This is a genomic window from Microcella sp. (assembly GCF_033763155.1).
GTDB lineage: Bacteria > Actinomycetota > Actinomycetes > Actinomycetales > Microbacteriaceae > Microcella.
The window spans coordinates 1-21,119 of record NZ_JANRKZ010000118.1; the positions used below are offsets into that span (position 1 = coordinate 1).

Consider the following 21,119-nt stretch of genomic DNA (forward strand, 5'->3'; position numbering starts at 1 on the left):
CCGCGAGTGCTCGCTCGGTCGTCGCGATGAGCGCGAGGTCGTCGGGCCGCGGCGTGCCCACGATGATCGTCGTGGCAGAGTCACACACCCACCCGTTGACCGATGCGGCGAAGTCGAGTGACAGCATGTCGCCGTCACGCAGCACATAGTCGTGGGGCAGCCCGTGCAGGGCCGCATCATTGACCGAGGTGCAAATGACTTTGCCGAACGGCGAACCACCGAATGACGGGTGGTAGTCGATGTAGCAACTTTCGGCACCCTCGGCGCGACTCATTTCGTGCGCAAGCGCATCGAGGTCAAGCAGGTTGACACCCACATCGGCGGCGGCGCTCGTAGCACTGATCACGCTCGCGACGAACCGGCCCGCCGGTCTCATCTGGTCGATTTCGGCAGGCGTGCGCAGTTCGATCATTTACGTCCTCGGCAGGGGAATGTGGGTGCGCAAGTACGTGCCGCACAAGTCGCGCGTCGCTTCGATAAAGCGAGCATCCCCATTCTTGTCGAGTTGGAACGCCCGCGTGAGCAGGCCGCTCGCGATCTCGACGGCTACTTCGAGGTGAAAGACCAGGTCGTCGTCGGGTGTGAGGTCGTAGGTGCGCCCCACTTGCTCAGCGAATGCGCGCGCGAGAATCGCGTTGTTGCTGAGTTCGGGGTTGATGAACCGCTGATCGATGACGTCACCGAATCGCAAGGCGCGAAAGCCGGGTTCGGTGCGCGTCATGTCGATAAAGGCGTCGAGTGTTCCATCAAACGACGACCAGGGTTCGACGGGCGAATTCTTGATCCCCTGCCAGACGCGCTCGAGGTAGCGCTCCATGTTGCGTGCCGCGAGGGCCCGCAAGAGCGACTGGATGTTGGGAAAGTACCGGTATACGACGCCGACTGACGATCGCGACCTCAGGGCGACGGCGCTCGTCGTGACGCCGTCGATGCCGGCGTCATCGATGAGCGTTGCCGCCGCATCAAGCAAGAGAGTGATGCGTTCAGAGCTGCGCTGCTGCACCGGCTCGGTGCGCATAACGACGCGATCGGTCGCCAGTGCGGTGTGTGCTGTCATGTGGATCCCCCCAGATCATCCTCTGACTGCTGCTTCTTCTATGGTGCCACTGATTGGGTGAGCGTCGCACAATGTGGCATGATTTCTCTTTGTGCCTCGGCACGGCTCTGCCACAGGGGAGCCGTGCATCTGCGGGTGCCACGCAATACTTCGAATTCCCCTAATGTCGCGATCGACCTGTGGCGGTTGCAGAGAGCGAATCACCATGCACATCCTCGACCACGTCGACGCCGCGTCACTGCGCAGTGACATCCCCGACTTCCGCCCCGGCGACACCGTCAAGGTGCACGTCAACATCATCGAGGGCAGCCGCTCGCGTATTCAGGTCTTCCAGGGCGTCGTCATCGGCCGCTCGAACGAGGGCATTCGCGAGACCTTCACGGTTCGCAAGGTCAGCTTCCAGGTCGGCGTCGAGCGCACCTTCCCCGTGCACTCCCCGGTCATTGACCACATCGAGGTCGTGACTCGCGGTGATGTTCGCCGCGCCAAGCTCTACTACTTGCGCAACCTCCGCGGCAAGAAGGCGAAGATCAAAGAGAAGCGCGACGCGTAGTCCGCGCTCCGCACACCTCTCGAGGGCCTCGTCGATTCGTCGGCGAGGCCCTCGGTCATGACAGCCCCGCGCGGCCTAGACTGGCGCAGAGCACTTGGGGAGTCATGACTGAGCACACACCGCCTGCCGCGAGCGGAGCATCCGCGGCGGCTTCATCGGCCCGCACACCGGCCACACCGCCCGTCAGCCGCGGGCGCAGCGTCGTGCTCTTTCTGCGCGATGTCGTCGTCATTGTTGCCGCCGCGCTCGTCATTTCGTTTCTCATCAAGACTTTCTTGATTCGCTCGTTCTACATTCCGAGTGAGTCAATGCAAGACACGCTTCTCGTGAATGACCGCATCATCGTCAATCAGTTGGTTCCCGACGTGATTCCGATCGAACGCGGCGACGTCGTGGTGTTTGCCGACCCGGGCGGATGGCTGCCCGATGTCGTCGAGCCGCCCCAACCGCCGCTGGCCGCGGCAACCGACTGGGTGCTCTCGCTCATCGGGCTCAGCGCTTCAGACAGCGACGAGCACTTGGTCAAGCGCGTGATCGGGTTGCCGGGTGACCGCATTGTGTGTTGCAACGATCTGGGGCAATTGAGCATCAACGGAGTGCCGCTCGACGAGCCTTACGTCACCCTGCCCGATGGCACGACCGACGTGAGCGGTCAAGACTTTCAAGAAGACGTACCCGCGGGCTCGCTCTGGGTCATGGGTGACAACCGCTATGACTCGGCCGACTCGCGATTCAACGGGGTGGTGCCGATCGAAGATGTCGTCGGCCGCGCTTTCGTCATCAGCTGGCCGTTCGAGCGCTGGCAGTGGATCGACAGTTACCCGCTCGTCTTTGACGGGGTCGAGCGCGCGGAGTGAGTGTGCTCGCGTGAGCGCTGCTCCCACGCTCGAGGTCGAGCGGTCGTTTTTCTCAGCCGGAGCGCCCGTCGTCATCGGAGTCGATGAGGTCGGCCGCGGTGCGATTGCGGGGGTTGTCGCGGTCGGTGTCTGCGCGATTCTTCCGTCGGTGGATGCTCCGCCTCCGCGCTTGCGAGACAGCAAGGTGCTCAGCCCCGCGCGTCGCGCCGAGGTTGAGCCGCTGGTGCACGCCTGGGCTGCCGCTGTCGCCGTGGGCGAGGCGGAGCCGGCAGAGATCGACGCGCACGGAATCGTCGCGGCGCTCGGCATGGCGGCGCGGCGCGGGCTGATCGCCTTGCACGAGGCGGGTGTCGACGTCGCGGGAGCGACGGTGTTGCTCGATGGCAGCCACGATTGGCTGACCCCCGCGTTGAGCTCGCCGCCGCACATTGTGACCCGCGTGAAGGCTGACCGCGATTGCGCGAGCGTGGCGGGAGCATCCGTCGTCGCGAAGCAACACCGCGACGCGCTCATGGTCGCTGATCACGAGCGATGGCCGGCGTATGGCTGGAGTGGCAACAAGGGATACGGCAGCCGCGAGCACCTTGCGGCGGTTGCCGCGCACGGGCCGTCGCCTCGGCACCGGCTCACGTGGCTGCGGGAGCCCTCTCTGCTCGACGGTCTAGACTGAGTCAGCCATGGACGACGAAGAATTCGACGATTACGACCGCGAAGTCGAGCTCGCGCTCTATCGAGAGTACCGCGATGTCGTGTCGCAGTTTCAGTACGTCGTCGAGACCGAGCGACGCTTTTACCTCGCCAACGAGGTTGAGCAGGTTGTGCGCGACATGGGCGGCGATTTCTATTTCGAGCTGACCCTCACTGACGTGTGGGTGTGGGATGTGTACCGCGCCGACCGCTTCGTCAAGAGTGTCAAGGTGCTGACGTTCAAAGACGTCAACGTCGAAGAGCTCGGCAAGAAAGAGCTCAAACTGCCGAAAGAGCTGGCGCTCGACGAATAGATATTCGTCATACGTACGAAACGTTCTCGGGTTATTCTGAGCCTCACGCGGCGCACCCCCTGTAGCGCCCTCATCGAGGCTGATAACCATGACGGCACCTCTTCATAACGTGCGCCGCGCTGTCGCGTCGCTGTTGATCGTCGCCGTCGCCGGGGTGGGGGCGATCGCCGCGTCGACTGCGGCACATGCCGCGCCAGCAGCGCCGATCATCAACGCGCCTCTCGATGACACTCAAGGCCTTTTTTCGGTCACGGTTGAGCCTGCTCCCCATCCGCTCGACCAGACCGTCAACGTCTACTACCGCTTTGTCGCGACGGGTGTGGAGACGCTGGGGTGCAGTGTGGCCGTGCCGGCGAACACCCCGTCAGGAGACACGTTCCCGTGCGATGTCTCCGTTCCGTCTGGCGCGTACGGCTTCTACGATCTCTTCGCGATTGCGACCGACGTCGATGGCGATAGTGCGCCCAGCAACACTGTTTCGTCGGTTCGCTACGGCGGGGCTGCAGACCCCGGATCAATCGTGTTGGGCTATCCCCTTGACGGACCCGGTGACCCGATTGACTTTTCGTCTCAGGGTGGCGGAATCATCGTCACCGGTCAGGGACCCGCTCTCGGTAGCGCCGACCTCTTCGGCTACCCGGTGTCGGCCGGTGTGGGGCCAGAGCAATACTTGGGCAGCTCGAGCATTGATGACACGGGCTACTTCGCGATCTTGGCGGCGCTGCCGAGCTATGGCGTCTGGGAGCTCCGGGTATTGGTCACCGACATCGAAGGCACCTCGATTGACGAGCCGTTGGGGGGTGCGACGATCAGTCTTCTGGTGTTCCCCGGCGAGCCAAATGTCAGTGTCACGCCGCTTGCAGGCGCCCTCGACATCACGATCGATGGTTTCTCGACGACGACCGTCGGAGCGGCGCTCACCATCGACGCATTCACGGGCGGCAGCGAGGCACGGGCTTGCCCCGCGTCGTGGGATGCGGTGATTGACAACCCTTCGTTCGTCGGGCCATCGGCGACGTGTAGCCTCACCCTCGTGCCGCCAGGGGTTCATCGCCTTGAGTCGGTGCAGTGGGCTGACGGCGTGACCGGTGCGGTGCGCGAAGACCTCGTCTACATTCCGGGCACTCCTACGTTGACTGTCGACACCATCCCGGGCGGTGCAATCTATAGCGGCACGATTGATCGCCTGGTCTCAGCACTTTCGGCGTCGGGAACGGTGATTACCGAGAACCAGATTGAAGTGCTCGATTCGATCGGTGATGTGCGGTGTTTCTCTGCGGTTGACCCGGTCACGGGCGATTGGTCGTGCACGTCTCAAGAAGATCCCGGCGATGAGACATTTGTTGCCGTGGCTCGGTCATTCGGGTTTGCTGATGACCCCGGCGTTGCCGGTTCGTCTGCAGGGTACATCGGCGGCGTTTCCGAACCGTCGGTACCAGTGCTCGTGACGGTTCCGGCATCGGGAACGCCTCCACCCCCGACGATGACCTATCGATTGGGCGCGGCGTCCATCGATGTCGAGGCCGCAGGAGAGCCCAATAGCGCCGTCTCGGTGCGTCTCTACCAGGTCGAGCAGGTTGACGGCGAAGGTTATACATATGGAGACCCGGTTGACGGGTGCGGCCTTCCCGACCCGGGAGACGTGGGCGGGTCGCCTAACGGCGCGCCGCCCACGGCGCCGTCGTTCGTCGACAACTGTGTGTTCGACGGCCTCGCGCCCGGAATTTGGAACGTCTTCTCGTGGCAGTCGCTCTACTTCGAAACCAGCGATAACCGCGATCACTACGTGATGATTCCCGCTGCGCCGACGGTGAACGCGTCGCTCGATGCAGACGGCGAGGTAGTGGTTCGGGGTCAGGGAACTCCCGGATACCGCGTTCTCGTTCGGCAGGTCGACGGCGACGCCGGATGCACCGCAACGGTTGCGGCCAGTGGAAACTGGAGCTGCTCCATCTCGGGGGCATCTGGGCTTGTTCGAGTGCGAGCGCAACAGCAATCGCAAGGCTTCGTGGCAACACCTCCCATCGGGTTCGGTGTCGTGGCATCGTTCGACGGCTACTCGGCGTTCACGGCACCTGTCTCCGTTTTCGTTCCGACTCTGCCGGCGACCGACAATCAACCACTCACCTGGGTGCTCAACGGAATCGGCAATGGCCCACTCGTTCCTGGTCAGGTTCTCGACCTCACCGCCGAGGGCTTGCCCCCGCAGACCACCGTCGTGGTCGAGATTCGATCGACACCTCAGGTGCTGGGATCAACGGTTGCCGACGATCTCGGCGCGATGGCCCTGTCGGTCACCATCCCGCTCGATATCGAGAGCGGAGACCACACGATCGTGGCTACGGCCACGCCTCCGGGGGGCGAGCCATCGGTCGTTTCGGTTCCCGTGACGGTCGAGGGCGACCCGCTCCTCCCGGGGGCAGCGCCGGAAGCGACCCAAGCTGACGGATCTGACGGCGGAGCGGCATCCGGGAGTGGCGGCGCGGTCAACCGGTCCAACCCGGCGGCGCCCTCGGTGTTGACCGACAGCATCCCGACCGTTCAACGCATTTTCAACGATCCATGGGTCGCTCTGGGCTCGGGCGGTCTGGCCCTGGCCATCCTCTTGCTGGTCGCGTTTCCCGCCGAGTTGCTCAACAGCACCCTCTCGCGGAACACTGGCCGCCTTGGGCGCTGGCTTGTTGCTGTCGAAGAGCGAGCCGAGCGTGTGACCGAGTGGTTCGCGCGCGTCTCTCGCACACGCGCCGCAGCGGCCGCTCTTCTGGTCGGGATCACATCGGTGATCTTCGGTTTCGTCGACCCGAACTACGGATTCGACCCGGTGTCGGCTCGCTCAACGGTGTCGCTCGCCATCGGCTTGTTCCTGATCACCTACGGGGCAGCCTGGATCACGGGCGCCATTGCTTCACGAGTCTGGAACGTTGAGACAAAGGTGAGTCTCGAGCCCGTGGCTCTGCTTTTTGCGGTTGTCGGTGTGATCGTGGCGCGGTTGCTCGAATTCTCGCCCGGCTTCCTGATTGGTCTCGTGATCGGCCTTGACCTGGTGAGCCGCGTCGATGCGGCCGTGCGCGCACGTGTGGTCGTGCTGAGCACGGGAGTTGTCGCGAGCGTGGCCGTCTCGGCGTGGATCGGATACTCCGTTCTGACGGCGGTTTCCACGGGAGAGCCCGGCTGGTTCGAGCTCTTGATTCACGATGCGTTGGTTGCGACGACGGCTGAAGGACTCACTGCTGCGCTTGCCTCATTGCTGCCACTGGGCTTCTTGGCCGGTCACGACGTGTTCCGACACTCGAAGCCGCTCTGGGCCGGAACCTTCATCGTGATCGCCGCGCTTTTCGCGCTTATCGTGTTGCCGACGGCACAGGGTGCGACGGCAAGCGTGGCCGACATGACGTTCTGGATCATCGTCATGGTGGTGTTCGCGGTCGTGACACTCATTGTCTGGGCAGCCTTGCACTTCACGAATCGAACCGGCGATCCCGACAGCGAGTCTCGTGAGGTCACGGAGCAATCAGGCGCGACGCGATAGCAGCGTTTGTCATCCGCACGAAACCTTCTCGCGTTACCCTGATCGTCATCGCGCCCCCGCGAGACGCCCTAGTCAAACCCGAGGCAGGAAACGTCGTGTCGATGCTGTCAACTTCCCTCCGCCGTGCCGCGGCCGCCGGCGCGATCACGGCGATCGCCGCCGCTTCACTCGTTGCCGGGGTTTCGGTAGCCAACGCGGTTCCCGGCGCTCCGACGATCGTGACGCCTGCAGACGGATTCACCACTATTTCGACGACGATCTCGGTGACCGGAACCGTCGTCGATGCCGGTGGTTTTGACCAGAACGTCACCGTGACGGCCTCCCAGGGAGGTGTGGTTGCGACAAGTTGCACGTCGTTCGTGTCGTATTTCGACACCTCGTTCGCGTGCGACCTCACGGTGGCTGCCGCGGGAACCTATGAGCTCGTCGCCACCTCGACCGAGGTGTCGGGTGACGGTGTCGCAAGCGTGCCGAGCAATGCGGTCACGGTGGCCGTCGGAACAGATACACCCGTCACCGTGACAAGCCACCCAGAATTCGATAACGAATGGTCGTCGCTCACTCCGACCCTCGCGGGCGTGGGTCCGGCACTCGGCAGGGTGTCAGTCTTCGTGTACCCCGAGGGAACGCCACCGGTCGGCAATCTTTACTGCGAAGTCGATCCGGTGCCTGCCTCGGGAATCTGGTCGTGTACGGGAACGAATCCGACATGGGACTACGGCGCGGCATCATTCCGTGCTGACGGGTTCGATGTAACGGGCGCGCAGACAGCCTCTGACTTCGGCGACTTCATTCAGGGAGCGTTCGTTCCGGGCCCGCCGACCTCGAGCTATGTTCTCGGGCCGGCGAGCGTTACCGCCACCGTCCAGGGTGCGAGTGGGGCGTTTCTTCAGACGGTGGTGTACGAAGCGGAGCTCAACGGCGAAGGATCAGTGTTTACCGAGCGTCAAGTCTGTGGCGCCTCGGGAAATCCCCCGGTGGTCACGTGCGCCGCAACAAATCTGACGCCGGGCATCTGGAACTTCTACACCGAGCAAGACGTGGCAGAGGTCTTCTACGAGAGCGCTAATGACTACGTGCTCATCCCTCCTGTGCCGGGCGGGCCATCCGCAACGCTGCTGAGCGATGGTTCTGTGCGATTCAGTGGCACCGGGGTCGCGGGATACCGTGTGCTCGTGCGCACCGTTGGTGCCTCAACGGTGTGCTCGGCCATCGTGAGCGGAAGTGGCACCTGGCGATGCGACGCTGACCTCCCCCCGGGCGCCGCGAGCTACCGAGCGATTCAGCAGTCGGTGGGCTTCGATACCAATGACTACGACGTGGGTTCTGATCGATCGCTCAACGGCTTCTCGGCCTACACCTCGACGGTGTCGGTCACGGTTCCGTCACCTGTCGCGCCCACGCCGTCACCCACTCCCGTGCCGTGGACGCTCGAGGGCTACGACGGCGGTGCCTTGACCCCGGGTCAGGAGTTGACCCTGTTCGCACAAGGGCTCCCTCCGGGAACGAGCGTCGTCATCGAGATTCGGTCGACGCCGCAGGTGCTCGGCACGGCGCTCGTCGACGCCCAAGGCTCTTTCGAACTTGCGGTGACCATCCCGAGTGATCTCGAGGTCGGGGATCACACGCTTGTTGCGATTGCGACGCCTCCGGGTGGCGTTGCCTCGACCGTCGCGATTCCCGTCGCGGTTGTCGCGTCGCCGGTCGATGCCGCAAAGACCTCGGTGGGTGCTCCCATTGTTGACAAGAGCGATGCCGCTCCCGGGCCGCTCGGAAGCGACGGTGGCGGTTCAGCGGTCGATCGTTCGAACCCCGCCGCACCGTCGGCGATCAGCGATCAGATTCCCACGATCGATCGCATCATTCGCACGCCGCTCGTGCTGGTGGCCGGTGGCGGACTTGCCTTGGCAATCCTGTTGCTCGTGGCTTTCCCGGCCGAGTTGCTCAACAGCACTTTGGCGTCGAACACGCGGCGCATCGGGCGCTGGTATGCGGCCATTGACGCTGCCGTTCAGCGGGCGACCGACTGGTTTGCGGCGGTCACGCGAACGCGCGCGGTGGCCGCTGCCGTGCTGGTGGTTGTGACGTCGCTCATCTTCGGCTTCATTGATCCCGATTACGGGTTTGACCCGGTCTCGCTGCGCATGACGTTGTCGTTGGCCATCGGTCTGTTCATCGTGACCTATGTTTCGTCATGGATTAGTGGCGCCATCATCAGTCGTGTGTGGGACATCCCGACGCGCATTAGCCTTCAACCCGCCGCGGTTGTGTTCGCGATCATTGGTGTGATCGTGGCGCGTCTTCTCGAGTTCTCGCCCGGATTCTTGATCGGTCTCGTGATCGGTCTCGATCTGCTGACCCGTGTCGGCAGCGTGCACCGGGTGCGGGCGACGCTTACGACGATCGGCGTCATGGTGGGCCTTGCCGTTCTGGCCTGGGGCGGGTTCTCGGTGATGAGCGGCTTTGCCCCGGGCGAGCCGTCGGCCGTGTGGATGCTCGTGAGCGACGCACTCGTGGCGACCACTTCTGAGGGCCTCACCGCCGCGCTCGCGGCGCTCTTGCCGCTCGGTTACCTGCATGGGCACGAGATCTTCCGCCACTCGAAGAAACTGTGGGCGGCCACCTTCGTCGGTGTCGGAACCATCTTCGCCCTCGTCGTGCTGCCGACCGCCGGCACCGGACCAGGAGACGCCGCACAGCTCGGCTTCTGGATTCTCGTGATGGCGGGCTTTGCCGCCGTCACCCTGACCCTGTGGGCTGTGCTGCACTTCACCGGAAACGACGAATCTGACGATGAAGACGTCGAGCACGAGGTAGAGGCCGTGCGCTAGGCACTCCTCCTCACCACACCGGCCGGTTCGGTCGCCACTCTAGAGTGCGCGGCTGAGCCGGCCGCCGTGCTTCTCGCGTGCAGCACCCTGCTCGGCAGGAGGCGCCATGGCACGCAAAGACGAGCTCGGCCGGAAGGGCGAGCAGCTCGCAGTAGACCACCTCACCGCGCTGGGGTACGTGATCATCGACCGCAATTGGCGATGTGCGATCGGTGAGATCGACATCGTTGCGCGGCACGGCTCGACGGCCGTTGTCGTGGAGGTCAAGACGCGGTCGGGCACGGGGTTTGGGCATCCGCTCGACGCTGTGACGCCCCGCAAGCTCGCACGCCTGCGCCGGCTGGCCGGAGCCTGGTGTGACGCTCACGAGGGCACGGGCGGGGCGTTGCGCATCGACGTCATCGGTGTCGTCGTCAAACCTGCGGGCGTCACCATCGACCACGTGAAGCAGGTCTGCTGATGACGGTGGCCCGCACCCTGGCCGTTGCCTTGCACGGAGTAGACGGCGCGCTGGTCGAGATCGAGGCTGACCTCGCCAATGGATTGCCCGCGTTTACGATCATTGGCCTTCCCGACGCCGCACTGGGCGAGGCGAAAGACCGCGTACGGTCGGCCGCTGTCAACTCGGGGTGCGACCTTCCGGCCCGCAAAGTCACCGTCAATCTGTCACCCGCATCGTTACCGAAGCACGGCTCGGGCTTCGACCTGGGCATCGCGGTAGCAGCGCTGGCGACGACCGGTGTCGTCAGCACCGAGGCGATTGACGGGGTGGTGCACCTCGGCGAGTTGTCGCTCGACGGTCGGCTGCGTCCGGTCGCGGGCGTGCTGCCCGCTGTGCTTGCTGCCCGCCGAGCAGGTGCCCGCGCCGTCGTCGTGCCGAGTGGCAACGGCGACGAAGCGCGGCTTGTTCCGGGCATCCGCGTCATCGCCGCAACGTCATTGCGCGATGTGCTCATTACCCACGGTGCACCGCTTGACCCAGTGGCGGTCGACGCACTTCTCGCGCCCGCGCATGCCGAGCCCGACGTCGCTTTCGGTGACCTGGCTGATGTGATCGGGCATCCCGAAGCCGTAGAAGCGCTGCAGGTTGCCGCAGCGGGTGGCCACCACATGCTCATGGTGGGTCCGCCAGGCGCGGGCAAGACGCTTCTCGCGTCGCGGTTGCCGGGGCTGCTGCCGGACCTTGACCCCGATGCGGCAGTAGAGGTGTCATCGATTCGTTCACTCGCGGGCCTTCCGTTGGGCTCTTCTCTCGTGACGCGCCCGCCCCTCGAGTCGCCTCATCACAGCGCGACGATGGCATCGCTCGTCGGGGGCGGGAGCGGGCTGGTTCGCCCCGGAGCCATCTCTCGAGCAGCGCACGGCGTCTTGTTTCTCGACGAAGCTCCCGAGTTTGCCGGCGCGGTTCTCGACGCTCTTCGACAGCCGCTCGAGACCGGTGAGATCACGATTCATCGAGCGCGATCGACGGCACGATTTCCTGCGCGGTTTCAGCTCGTGCTCGCCGCCAACCCGTGCCCCTGCGGTCAGGGCGGGGCTGACGATTGCACCTGCACGCCCCTCATGCGGCGACGGTATTTCGGGCGACTGTCGGGGCCGTTGCTCGACCGCATCGATCTGCACCTCACGGTTCGACGGGTGAGCGTGGCGCAGCTGACCGAGGGCGCCCACGGAGCAATCACGACGGTCCAGGCCCGCGAGCGAGTCTCGGCCGCTCGCGAGCGCACTCGCGAGCGCTGGGGTGCGCACGGGTGGAACCTCACCGCACACGTTCCGGGCTCGATCGTGCGCTCACCGCAGTGGCGCCTCCCTGCGCCTGACCGGGCCTCGCTTGATCGCGCACTCGAGCGAGGTGCTTTGACGATGCGCGGCTACGACCGCGTATTGCGCGTCGCATGGACCTTGGCCGATCTCGACGCGGTTCAACGACCGAACGCCGAGCACGTTGGCCGTGCACTGTTCTTGAGAAAGGGAATCTAAGTGAGTCGGTGGGGTATCGATGACAATCGCATTGCGGCGGCGCTGGCGGCCGTTCGACCCGAGGGCACGGCCGAGTTCGCCGCGGAGCTCGATCACGACGACCTCGTCGATGATGAGCCACGCGTGCTCGACGACCTGTTCGCACGCGCTATCTGGTCAGTGCTGGTCGAACCGGGAGACAGCACTGCCGGAGCGCTCATTGCCGCGGTGGGGCCGGTGACCGCAGCGCGTCTGGTGATCGATCGAGCGCCGGCGCAGGCGATCAGTGACGCGACGCGTGGCGAGGTCTCGGTTGATGCGGCGGCGAGTGGCACGGCTCGGTGGATTGAGCGTTTGCGTGCGACCGACGTGATGCGCAGTCTCGAGAGCGCAGCTCGATGCCACGCGATCATGGTTGTTCCGGGTGACAACGAATGGCCCGAGGGTCTCGACGCGCTCGGTGACAGTCCGCCCGTGCTTCTCTGGGCTCGGGGCGATACGGGGTTGATGCGACGCCCCGGTGTCGCCATTGTCGGAGCCCGAGCCGCGACCGGCTATGGCGAGCACGTCGCCATGGAGTTTGCCGCTGGCCTGTGTGCGCGCGATGTGGTGGTGGTGTCGGGAGGCGCATACGGGATCGATGGGATGGCGCACCGCGCCGCTCTCGCGAGCGGCGGGGCCACCATCGCTGTGCTTGCCGGGGGAATCGACCGCATCTATCCGAGCGGGCACGAGGCGCTGTTGACGCGCGTCGCCGAGCACGGTCTCTTGTTGTCGGAGGTTCCGTGTGGAACGGCGCCGACCAAGTGGCGATTCTTGCAACGCAATCGACTGATCGCAGCACTAGCGGCCGCCACCGTCGTCGTCGAGGCGGGGCGCCGATCGGGATCCCTCAACACCGCGGGGCATGCCATCACGATGGGGCGACCTGTTGGCATTGTTCCTGGGCCGATCACGAGCGCGGCCAGCGCCGGGTGTCACGAGACCTTGCGCACTGAACCGGTGGAGTGCGTGACGAGTGTCGCTGAGGTCATGCAATTGGCGTTCGGGGCAGACGGCGTGCTTGAGCTGCCTGATCCACTCGACCCGGGCCCGAGTGACGGCGAGGGTTCTGAGGCACCACCGATCGAGGTGGCGCTGGTGGTTGACCCGCTGCAGGTTCGTGTGATGGACGCGCTTCGGCCACGCAGGGGTCAGACTCCGGTTGAAGTAGCTCGCTCGGTGGGCGAGGCGGCGGAGCGCATCCGCGGAGTGCTCGGCGTTCTCGAGCTCGAGGGCCACGCACTGGTCGGCGCCGACGGGCTGTGGCGGCGCGCGACGCGCGTGTCAAAGCCCGCACGAGACGGAGAGACCGCCGCGCCGCGCGAGTAGCCTGATTGCATGACGCAGATGGGCCAATACCCTCCCGCGAGCCACGTGCTCGTGCACATTTCCGACACGCACTTGCTCGGTCAGGGGCGAGCGTTATACGGAAAGGTGCCCGTCGAAGACCGTCTCGCTGCAGCGCTGGCTCGCCTCGAAGCCGGGCCGGTCAAGCCCGACGCACTCGTCTTCACCGGCGACCTCGCCGATCTCGGTGAACCCGACGCCTATGTTCGGTTGCGTGCCGCCGTTGAGCCCGTCGCCGAGCGACTCGGCGCCGAGGTCATCTGGGTCATGGGCAATCACGACGAGCGGGCGCCCTATGCGTCGCTACTGTTCGATGAGCCCGAAACGGATGCCCCCCAAGATCGCGTGCACGACATTCGTGGGCTACGGGTCATTTCACTCGACACGACCGTGCCGGGCTACCACCACGGTGACATCACCCCGACCCAGCTCGAATGGCTCGCCGGTGTGCTTGCTGAACCGGCCGAACACGGCAGCGTGCTGGCTGTGCACCACCCGCCGGTGCCGACGCCCCTCGAGGTCATGGCTGTTCTCGAACTCCACGACCAGCCGGCGCTCGCCGAGGTGTTGCGCGGCACCGATGTGCGCATGATTCTCGGCGGTCACTTGCACTACTCGACGCACAGCCTGTTCGCCGGGATTCCCGTGTCGGTCGCCGCCGCCACCTGCTACACGCTCGACCTCGGTGCCGACGCGGCACGCCTGTTGAGCGGCGTCGACGGTGGCCAGTCGTTTGACTTCGTGCATGTCTATGGCGACCAGATCGTGACCTCGACAATTCCGCTCGACAGCTTCCCCGAGGTGACGGGCTTCTCGTCGGAGTATCGCCCGATGATCGACCAGATGCCGCCCGACGTTCGGCTCGAGCAACTGTCGAGCAAGACCTCACACCTCAATCTCAACGAGGCGGCCGCGAGCGACGTCTAGAAGCGCGCTCGTCGCTGAACCGAGGGTCGGCGCGCGCTGCGCAACTGCGGTGCGGGCTGCGCGACTGCGGTGCACGCCGCGACTACGCGTCCGACGAGCCTTCGAGAGCGGAGGCACGGCCTGGCGCGCCAGATGAGTCGGCGGGAGCATCCGCTCGCCACGATCGAGCGCGCGGTTCAACCGTCGTGTGCGTGCGGTAGGTCGCGACTACGCTCTCGAGGTAGCGCGTGATGATTGCTTGTTCGGCGTCATCGAAAGCGTGAATCGCCCGGTCGACTTCGGTCACCATCGGCACAATGCGACCCATTGCGCGACCGACAGATGCCGGCGCGGGCACCACGAGCGTGCCGCGTCGATCGCCAGGGTTGGGGGTGCGGTGCACGTGGCCGAGTGACTCGAGACGGTCGATGACCGTCGTCACAGCGCCCGACGAGAGGCCGAGTCGTTCGGCCAAGGCCGTCGGACTCAGCGGACCGGTGGCGATGAGGTGCTCCATGGCCGAGAGGTCGGTGGGGTTCACAGACAGGTCGTCGCCGAGGGATCGCTCGAAGTCGCTCGTCACATCAAGAAACTCGCGCAGCAGCAGCGTCGCGGCGTGTGATTCGCCGAAGCTGGGAGTCTGCTGATGGGAGTCGTTCACAGGGCAACTCTACCGCTAGTTTCTTCGATAGTCATGTATCTCGATGATCGAGATAGTGTTCTCGCTGCACCTGAAGCACCGAACGTTAACCACCATCACCCCCCACCCTTTCCAGGAGATCTCGTGATCGCGATTGCGCGTTTCATCACCGCAGCCAAGACATCGTGGATCGTGCTCGTCGCCGGCATTGCCGCGACGGCTGCGCTCTTCGTTGCTGCCGGCTATCAGTCCGCTGACTCGGCCCCACCGGTGGGGCTGCCCGACTCGGCGGAGTCGGTGCAAGCGGCCGCTCTGCAAGAGCAGTTTGCTGACGACGATGCCACGAGCGGTCTGCTCGTCTTCGGCCGCGAGAGTGGTGAGCTGAGCGATGACGACATCGCCGCCATCATCGAGCGCACGGTCGAGTTGGCTGATATCGCGCTCGACGGCTTTGTGCCGCCGCCCACAATTTCTGACGACGGCACGACGGCACTCGTCGTGCTTCCGTTGTCGATTGAAGAGAGCGTGAGCGTGCAGTCGGAGCGCGCCGACGAGATTCGCTCGATCGCCGCTGACGGTCTGCCTGATGGAATTCAGGTGTGGTTCACCGGAGCCGAGGGCTTCTTGGTCGACATTTCGGCCGTGTTCGAGGGCGCCAACTTCGTGCTGCTCGGTGTGACGGCTCTCGTCGTCGCCTTGCTGCTCATCATCACCTACCGCAGCCCGGTGCTGTGGATCGTTCCTCTTGCCGTTGTCGGTGTCGCTGACTTCATCGCGGGCATCGCGGCTCGACTTGTGGCGGACGCCGCCGGCATCACGCTCGATGGCTCGGTCACGGGCATCCTCTCGGTTCTCGTTTTCGGTGCTGGCACGAACTACGCCCTCTTGCTTATTGCGCGCTACCGCGACGAACTGCGACTCAACCAAGATCGCCGCGTAGCGATGGCGATCGCCCTGCGTGGCGCTGGCCCCGCGATCATCGCGAGCGGATCGACCGTGGCGTTGGCGCTGGCCACCCTGCTGTTCGGCGAGCTCTCGGGCAACCGTTCGCTCGGACTTGCCGGTGCCGTGGGAATCGTCGTTGCCATGGCGTACGCGCTGATCGTTCTGCCCGCGGCGCTCGTCGTCTTTGGGCGCTGGCTCTTCTGGCCGCTCGTGCCGCGCTACGGCTCGCCCGACGTGATCTCGCGTAGCCCCTGGGGCAAGCTCGGTCGCGCCGTGAGCAAGCGCCCGATCGTCGTCGCCATCGCGGGCTTCGCCATTCTCGGCGCACTCGCATCGGGCATGACGACGCTCAACGTCGGGCTGTCGCAGAACGACCGCTTTATCGTCAAGCCGGAGGCGGTGCTTGGCCAAGAACGCATCGCCGAGGCGTTCTCGGCGGGCGCCACGGCCCCCGCTGCCGTCATGATTCCCGCCGGTGACCTCGACGAGGTTCTCGAGGGCGTGCTTGACGTTGAAGGCGTGGTCGAAGCTCGGCCGGGTCCGTCGAACGACGACATCGCTCAGGTCGACGTCGTGCTCGACGCCGACCCTGAGAGCCAGCGCGCGTTCGAGATCGTCGCCGACTTGCGGCTCGCCCTTGATGACCTCGGTGATGGCACCGGTCTCGTCGGCGGCATTGATGCCGAGGGTCTCGACTTGCGTGATGCACAACAGCGCGATCAGAACCTCGTAATTCCGCTGATTCTCGTGCTCGTGTTGCTCGTGCTCATCGTGTTGCTGCGCGCGCTGCTCGCTCCCGTGCTGTTGCTCATCGCCGTCGTGGCGAGCTACTTTAGTGCCGTCGGCATTGGCGCGATTCTCTTCGCGACGGTGTTCGGGTTCCCCGGCGTCGACACGACCGTGTTGCTGTTCAGCTTCTTGTTCCTCGTGGCCTTGGGTGTCGACTATTCGATCTTCCTCGTGACACGCGCGAAAGAAGAGGTGGCGACGCTCGGCACAACCGAGGGCATGGTGCGGGCACTCGCCGCGACCGGTGGCGTCATCACGAGCGCGGGTATCTTGCTCGCTGCCGTGTTCGCGGTGCTCGGCGTGCTGCCGCTCATCACGCTCACGCAAATCGGCGTCATCGTGTGCATCGGTGTGCTCATTGACACCTTGCTCGTGCGCACGGTCATCGTTCCCGCGATGGCGTTCATCGCGAAAGACCGCTTCTGGTGGCCGCGCCGCCCCGAGCTCACCGACGCTGAGGCGGCGGCACGCGGGGCCAATGGTCAGGCCGAACGGATGCCCGACGAGGCCCCCGCTGCCACCAAAGAGCCGGCGGCTGCTGTCTAGAGCCGCGCACCGCGTCGCTCGCGCGACGAGAGCGGTGTGAACTCACCCTGTGCCCGCCCGGCTTGTCGCCGTGGCGGGCACAGGCATGAGGGCGCATGCTGGGGGAGTGCCCGTGCCAACCACCCCGCTCCGTGACGCTGTCGCGCAGTATCTGCGCGCGGTCGAACTCGAGCGGGGGGCAAGCGCACACACCGTGCGGGCGTATGCGGGCGACCTGGCGACGTTCGTCGACTTTGTTGACGAGCGCGGCGCCGAGCCCGACCCAGCCCTCATCGACCTCGAACTGCTGCGCGAGTGGGTCTGGAGCCAGAGCGATGCGGGCCTCGCGGCATCGAGCCTCGCGCGCCGAGCATCCACCATGCGGGGCTTCACGGCGTGGCTCGCCCGCACGGGCCGCGCGCCGGCCGATGCGGCTGCTCGGCTGCGAGCTCCGCGACCCGACCGACACTTGCCGCGCGTGTTGTCGCGCCCGCAGGTTGACGCATTGCTCGACGGGCTCGCGACTCGGGCCGCGACGCGCGATGCTCAGGCGCTGCGCGATCTCGCGATGATCGAGGTGCTCTACGCGAGCGCCCTCCGCGTGAGTGAACTCGTCGGGCTCGATCTCGGTGATGTCGACGCAGAGCGGCGCGTGGTGCGCGTGCTGGGCAAGGGGGCGAAGGAACGCGTCGTGCCCTTCGGCGTGCCTGCCGCTCGCGCCCTGAGCAACTATGTCGACGACGGCCGGCCGCTTCTCGCCACCGACCGCAGCGGCGCGGCCCTCTTTCTCGGGGCTCGAGGTGCCCGCGAGTCAACGCGGGCGGTGTACGCACTCGCGGCGGGCCTTCTTGCCGATCAGCCGGGAAGTGGACCCGCCGGCCCGCACACGTTTCGACACACCGCGGCGACGCACTTGCTCGACGGCGGCGCCGACCTTCGGGCCGTGCAAGAGATTCTCGGCCACGCGAGCCTCGGCACCACGCAGATCTACACCCACGTGAGTGCCGAACGACTGGCCTCGGTCTACCGCACCGCGCACCCACGGGCCTAGGCCGAGGCTCACTCGAGCGGTAGCAACACCGCTCGCTGTAGACCGCCGAGGTAGAGCAGTGGCGACACGTACTCGCCCGCGACGCGCACGCCGAGGTGCACGCACGGCTGGGAACAGTGACCGGGTTCGAGCGTGCCGATCACCTGGCCGGCGAGAACAACGTCGCCCTGCGCCACGAGTGGTGTCACCGGCTCGACCGTCGCGAGAATCTGGCCCGTGCGAATGGTGATGACGGGGCGGTCGACGACGATTCCGGCAAAGTGCACGACCCCGCTCGTGACGGCATAGACCTCGGCTCCGTCGGCGACCGCCGCCAGGTCAACGCCGCGGTGGCCGATGCCGTAGGGCGAGGGCGGCGCGAGGAAGGGTCGCTGCACGACGCGAGGCCCCTCGACAGGCCACATCCACGAGGGGTCAGCGGGGGCAACTGCTCCACTAAGGGCGACGGGCAACAGCAGAACGAGGGCGGCAAGGCGCATGGCGTGAGCATGGCGGTGAGCCGGGCATCCGTCGCCCGATGTCGGTCGACATGGCTGAACCAGAGGCGTAGCCAGGGCAGTGGGGGAGCGGTGATATGCTGGGCGACGCAGTCGTGCGTGTCGCGGCTGACTTCGCGTGTCCATTTCGTGGCGCACATCCCCATCAGTCCCGCCGGTCCCCGAGCAATCGGGGGCACCACCGTGCGGGTCGGGGCCAGCGCCGGGCACCAGGGCCCTTCCCGTCGGGCGGGGCGACAACTGAGAACAGAAGGAGTACGGCCATGGCCGTCGTTACCATTCGCCAGCTGCTCGACAGCGGCGTGCACTTCGGGCACCAGACCCGCCGCTGGAACCCGAAAGTCAAGCGCTTCATCCTCACCGAGCGCAGCGGCATCCACATCATCGACCTGCAGCAGTCGCTCGCCTACATCGACAAGGCCTACGACTTCGTCACCGCGACGGTCGCCCACGGCGGCACCATTCTCTTCGTCGGCACCAAGAAGCAGGCGCAAGAGTCGATCGCCGAGCAGGCCACGCGCGTCGGTCAGCCCTACGTTAACCAGCGCTGGCTCGGTGGTCTGCTGACCAACTTCCAGACCGTGTCGAAGCGCCTCGCGCGCATGAAGGAGCTCGAAGAGCTCGACTTCGACGACACCACCAAGGGCTTCACCAAGAAAGAGCTGCTGATCAAGAAGCGCGAGCTCGACAAGCTGCACAAGTCGCTCGGCGGTATCCGCAACCTCACGAAGACCCCGAGCGCCATGTGGGTTGTTGACCCCAAGCGCGAGCACCTCGCCATTGACGAGGCCAAGAAGCTCGGCATCCCCGTCATCGGCATCCTCGACACCAACGCCGACCCCGACGAGCTGGCGTACCCGATTCCGGGTAACGACGACGCGATTCGCTCGGTGGCGCTGCTGACGCGCATCATTGCGGATGCTGCTGCCGAAGGCTTGATCCGCAAGCACGCGAAGCCGGCCGCTGAGGGCAACGTCTCCGCCGTCGAGCCGCTCGCTGAGTGGGAGCGCGAACTGCTCGAGCAGGGCGCCGCTGCCGCTGAGGCTCCCGCCGCTGAGGCCCCCGTGGCCGAGGCTGCTGCCGACGAGGCGTCCGCTGAGGTTGCCGCCGAGGCCGCCGCTGAGGAGCCCGCAAAGAAGGCCCCTGCCAAGAAGAAGCCCGCCGCCGAGGCTGACGCCCCGGCCGCTGAGACCGAGTAAGGACACCTCTATGGCGAACGTCAGCCTGGAAGACATCAAGACCCTGCGCGAGCGCCTCGGCACCGGCATGGTCGACACGAAGAACGCCCTGGTCGAAGCCGAGGGTGACCTCGAGAAGGCCACCGAGATCTTGCGTCTCAAGGGTGCCAAGGGCAACGCGAAGCGCGCCGACCGCTCGACGAGCGAGGGCCTCATCGCCGCGCACGAGGGCGCCGACGCGACGACGATGATCGAGCTCGCGTGCGAGACCGACTTCGTTGCCAAGGGCGAGAAGTTCGTTGCGCTCGGCGAGCGCGTGCTCGCGGCTGTTGTGGCCGCGGGTGCCGACTCGGTCGAGGCGGCCCTGGCCGCTCCGGTTGACGGCTCGACCGTCGCCGCGATCATCGACGAAGAGGCCGCCATCATCGGCGAGAAGTTCGAGCTGCGTCGCGTAGCTCGTGTTGCCGGCGCGAACTTCGCCGTGTACCTGCACCGCACCAACAAAGACCTGCCCCCGCAGGTTGGAGTTGTCGTGGCCTACGAGGGTTCTGACGCCGAGACGGCGCGCAGCATTGCGCAGCACATCTCGTTTGCCGACCCGCAGTACCTCACGCGCGACGAGGTTCCGGCCGAAGCGGTCGAGACCGAGCGTCGCATCGTCGAAGAGATCTCGCGCAACGAGGGCAAGCCTGAGGCCGCCCTGCCGAAGATCGTGGAGGGTCGCGTCGGTGCCTTCTTCAAGCAGGTTGCCTTGCTCGAGCAGGACTACGCGCGTGACAACAAGCTCACGGTCGCGACGGTTCTCAAGGATGCCGGTTTGACCGTGACGGGCTTCGCTCGCTTCAAGGTCGGCGCCTAGTTTCACTCGTTCGAACGCCCCGGGTCTGGACCAGACCCGGGGCGTTCGTCGTTGGTGAGGTGTGTGGCGCGCGCCGACTGTGCGCGATTCGGTGCGATCGCGCCGGCTACTCCCAAATGGTCAGCATGCCGTCGGCAAGAGCATCAATCTCGAGGTCCGTGCTGTTGCACAACACGCTCATGACGGTTGAGCGGTCGGCCGACACCCAAAACAGCGTCACAAATCCTGCCCAGCCGCCGCTGTGGCCCAGGTTGCCGTCGGGGTCGATGCCGATTCCGGCGCCGTACTGCCCTCCTGCCCCGTCATCCGCAGCGCCCTCGGTCATGGCCCGCACCGCGGGGTCGCTCGTGTCGGCGTAGATCGTTCCCCACTGGGCCAATTCAGTGGCCGTGGCGACGACCGAACCGTCACCGATTTGCAGCCACTCCACGCGCGACTCAGAGCCGCCCTCATACGAAAGGGCCACGTCGTCGGCCGTCGAGGCCGGTTCGAGCCTCATCGCGGTGTCGGGATACACCTCCCGGGCAAGAATCGTGGCGAAGTCGGTGCCGCT

19 protein-coding genes are annotated in these 21,119 nt (G+C 65.6%); 14 read left to right on the forward strand and 5 right to left on the reverse strand.

The window, feature by feature from the left end:
• Both SFU54_RS05205 and SFU54_RS05210 read right to left on the reverse strand, forming a co-directional pair.
• Positions 1-412, reverse strand: a 412-nt coding sequence (locus tag SFU54_RS05205; protein WP_319015236.1) for a M24 family metallopeptidase, incomplete at its 3' end; no start/stop codon positions are given.
• A complete protein-coding gene (locus SFU54_RS05210; RefSeq protein WP_319015237.1) occupies positions 413-1,057 on the reverse strand; it encodes a TetR family transcriptional regulator in 645 nt (214 codons plus the stop codon).
• A 205-nt stretch (positions 1,058-1,262) separates the two neighbouring features.
• On the opposite strand from SFU54_RS05210, the gene rplS reads away from it, so the two are divergent.
• The 10 genes from rplS to SFU54_RS05260 all read left to right on the forward strand — a co-directional run bounded on the left by rplS (position 1,263) and on the right by SFU54_RS05260 (position 14,103).
• The gene (gene rplS, locus SFU54_RS05215) at positions 1,263-1,610 is read left to right on the forward strand and encodes a 50S ribosomal protein L19 (RefSeq protein ID WP_319015238.1); all 348 of its coding nucleotides are present in this window, start codon (positions 1,263-1,265) and stop codon (positions 1,608-1,610) included.
• A 104-nt stretch (positions 1,611-1,714) separates the two neighbouring features.
• On the forward strand, positions 1,715-2,467 hold the full coding sequence (lepB, locus tag SFU54_RS05220; protein WP_319015239.1) for a signal peptidase I: 753 nt from the start codon (positions 1,715-1,717) through the stop codon (positions 2,465-2,467).
• Between the two features lie 10 nt (positions 2,468-2,477).
• A complete protein-coding gene (locus tag SFU54_RS05225) occupies positions 2,478-3,137 on the forward strand; it encodes a ribonuclease HII (RefSeq protein ID WP_319015240.1) in 660 nt (219 codons plus the stop codon).
• 7 nt (positions 3,138-3,144) lie between these two features.
• On the forward strand, positions 3,145-3,468 hold the full coding sequence (locus tag SFU54_RS05230; RefSeq protein WP_319015241.1) for a DUF2469 domain-containing protein: 324 nt from the start codon (positions 3,145-3,147) through the stop codon (positions 3,466-3,468).
• Between the two features lie 88 nt (positions 3,469-3,556).
• A complete protein-coding gene (locus SFU54_RS05235) occupies positions 3,557-6,997 on the forward strand; it encodes a hypothetical protein (protein ID WP_319015242.1) in 3,441 nt (1,146 codons plus the stop codon).
• Between the two features lie 101 nt (positions 6,998-7,098).
• Positions 7,099-9,828: a hypothetical protein gene (locus SFU54_RS05240; protein ID WP_319015243.1), complete on the forward strand. Its 2,730-nt coding sequence runs from the start codon at positions 7,099-7,101 to the stop codon at positions 9,826-9,828.
• A gap of 106 nt (positions 9,829-9,934) precedes the next feature.
• Positions 9,935-10,288, forward strand: a complete 354-nt coding sequence (locus tag SFU54_RS05245; protein WP_319015244.1) for a YraN family protein — start codon at positions 9,935-9,937, stop codon at positions 10,286-10,288.
• On the forward strand, positions 10,288-11,808 hold the full coding sequence (locus SFU54_RS05250) for a YifB family Mg chelatase-like AAA ATPase (protein WP_319015245.1): 1,521 nt from the start codon (positions 10,288-10,290) through the stop codon (positions 11,806-11,808). Before SFU54_RS05245 ends, SFU54_RS05250 begins: the two co-directional genes overlap by 1 nt.
• A complete protein-coding gene (dprA, locus tag SFU54_RS05255; protein ID WP_319015246.1) occupies positions 11,809-13,158 on the forward strand; it encodes a DNA-processing protein DprA in 1,350 nt (449 codons plus the stop codon).
• 9 nt (positions 13,159-13,167) lie between these two features.
• Positions 13,168-14,103, forward strand: a complete 936-nt coding sequence (locus SFU54_RS05260) for a metallophosphoesterase (protein ID WP_319015247.1) — start codon at positions 13,168-13,170, stop codon at positions 14,101-14,103.
• 82 nt (positions 14,104-14,185) lie between these two features.
• On the opposite strand, the gene SFU54_RS05265 is transcribed toward SFU54_RS05260, so the two are convergent.
• Positions 14,186-14,743, reverse strand: a complete 558-nt coding sequence (locus SFU54_RS05265; RefSeq protein WP_319015248.1) for a MarR family winged helix-turn-helix transcriptional regulator — start codon at positions 14,741-14,743, stop codon at positions 14,186-14,188.
• A gap of 123 nt (positions 14,744-14,866) precedes the next feature.
• Here SFU54_RS05265 and SFU54_RS05270 point away from each other — a divergent pair, with 123 nt between their 5' ends.
• Together SFU54_RS05270 and SFU54_RS05275 are read left to right on the forward strand one after the other, a co-directional pair.
• A complete protein-coding gene (locus tag SFU54_RS05270) occupies positions 14,867-17,002 on the forward strand; it encodes an MMPL family transporter (RefSeq protein WP_319015249.1) in 2,136 nt (711 codons plus the stop codon).
• Positions 17,003-17,087: 85 nt separating this feature from the next.
• Entirely contained in the window at positions 17,088-18,032 is a 945-nt protein-coding gene (locus SFU54_RS05275; protein WP_413466571.1) for a tyrosine recombinase, read from the forward strand.
• A gap of 8 nt (positions 18,033-18,040) precedes the next feature.
• Here the strand turns inward: SFU54_RS05275 and SFU54_RS05280 are convergent, their stop codons facing one another.
• The gene (locus tag SFU54_RS05280; RefSeq protein ID WP_319015250.1) at positions 18,041-18,511 is read right to left on the reverse strand and encodes a M23 family metallopeptidase; all 471 of its coding nucleotides are present in this window, start codon (positions 18,509-18,511) and stop codon (positions 18,041-18,043) included.
• 281 nt (positions 18,512-18,792) lie between these two features.
• Here SFU54_RS05280 and rpsB point away from each other — a divergent pair, with 281 nt between their 5' ends.
• Positions 18,793-19,728, forward strand: coding sequence for a 30S ribosomal protein S2 (gene rpsB / locus SFU54_RS05285; RefSeq protein WP_319015251.1), 936 nt, complete (start codon positions 18,793-18,795; stop codon positions 19,726-19,728).
• Between the two features lie 10 nt (positions 19,729-19,738).
• Positions 19,739-20,566 (forward strand): translation elongation factor Ts, encoded by an 828-nt coding sequence (tsf, locus tag SFU54_RS05290; protein WP_319015252.1) that lies wholly within the window; start codon positions 19,739-19,741, stop codon positions 20,564-20,566.
• Positions 20,567-20,672: 106 nt separating this feature from the next.
• On the opposite strand, the gene SFU54_RS05295 is transcribed toward tsf, so the two are convergent.
• Positions 20,673-21,119, reverse strand: a 447-nt coding sequence (locus SFU54_RS05295; RefSeq protein WP_319015253.1) for a serine hydrolase, incomplete at its 5' end; no start/stop codon positions are given.